At 79.8% G+C, this 1,379-nt stretch carries 1 protein-coding gene; it reads right to left on the reverse strand.

From position 1 onward, the window contains the following. Positions 1-1,379 (reverse strand): ATP-binding protein (locus WCS02_RS20325; RefSeq protein WP_340296134.1); only part of this gene is annotated, 1,379 nt, incomplete at both ends.

Genomic DNA, 1,379 nt, shown 5'->3' on the forward strand with positions numbered 1-1,379 from the left:
GGGCGAGCCGGTGGTGCAGCAGGGCGACCCAGCGGGCGTCCTCCGCCTCCTCCGCGCGCCGCAGCGCCTCCCGCGCGAGGGCGACGGCGCGCTCGACCCGGCCGCACCGGTCGGCGTACCCCGCGGCCCGGCGGTGGAGGTCGACCGCGTCGAGCCCGGCGACCGTGGCCGCGTCCGGGACGGAGTCGAACAGCTCGATCGCCCGCTCCAGGTGCGCGAGGGCCTCGCGCGGGGCCAGCAGCTCGGTGGCGTCCTCGGCCGCCCGGACCGAGGCGGACAGCGCGGTCGGGACGTCGTGGGCCGCCAGGGCGTGGTGCGCCAGCTCCGCGGCCGCGCCTGGCCCGTCGCCGGCGCCGGTCCGCCCGGACAGGACCGCGACGTAGGCGGCGTGCCAGCGCGACCGCTCCCCCGGCAGCAGGTCCGCGTACACCGCCTCCTGGAGCAGGGCGTGGCGGAAGGCGTAGCGCTCCCCCTCGGCGCGGAGCACCTGCGCCGACACCGCCTCCCGCAGCGCGTCGTCCAGCGCCACCCGGTCCAGCCCGCTCACGGCCAGGAGCAGGTCGTCGGCGACCCGGCGCCCGCCCACGGCCGCGACCCGGGCGACGTCGCGCGCCGCCGGGCCCAGCCGCTCGAGCCGGTCGAGCAGGACCTCGGCCAGCCCGTCCGGCACCCCCGGGCGGTCGCCGGCGGCGAAGAGCTCCTCGGCGAAGTACGCGTTGCCCTCGGATCGGGCCAGGACGCGGCGCACCGTCGCAGGGGGCACGGGACCGCCGGCCAGGGCGGACAGGAACGCGGCCATCCCGTCGGCGTCGAACGGCGCCAGCCCCACCCGGCGGACGTGGGGCAGCCGGGCCAGGTCGCCCAGCAGCCCGCGCACGGGGTGGGCACGGTGGAGGTCGTCGCTGCGGTAGCTCGCGACCACGAGCACCCGCTCCCGGCGCATCCGCCCGAGCAGGTAGCGCAGCAGGTCGCGGGAGGACGGGTCGGCCCAGTGGAGGTCCTCCAGCACGAGCAGCACCGGCGAGGAGGCGGCCAGCGCGCCGACGAAGCGGGCGACCTGCTCGAACAGCTGCATCCGGCCGACCTCGACCGCGGAGGACTCCGCGGCGGCGTCCACGCCGCCAGGACCACCGGCCGGCCGCTCGGGGGCGGGGGTGCCGAGCAGGGCGGCCAGGCCCGCCGGGACCGCGGCGGAGGTGGCGGACAGGTGCGCGCCGAGCGCCTCGGCGAAGGCGAGGTACGGCAGGCCCGCGGCGCCGAAGTCGACGCAGTGCCCGCGCAGGACGGTCGCGCCGTCGGCGGCGGCGCGCGCAGCGAAGGCCTGCAGGACGCGGGTCTTGCCCGCCCCGGCGTCGCCGGCCAGCAGGACCGCTCCGGGC

The organism is Aquipuribacter hungaricus, assembly GCF_037860755.1.
Lineage (GTDB): Bacteria > Actinomycetota > Actinomycetes > Actinomycetales > JBBAYJ01 > Aquipuribacter > Aquipuribacter hungaricus.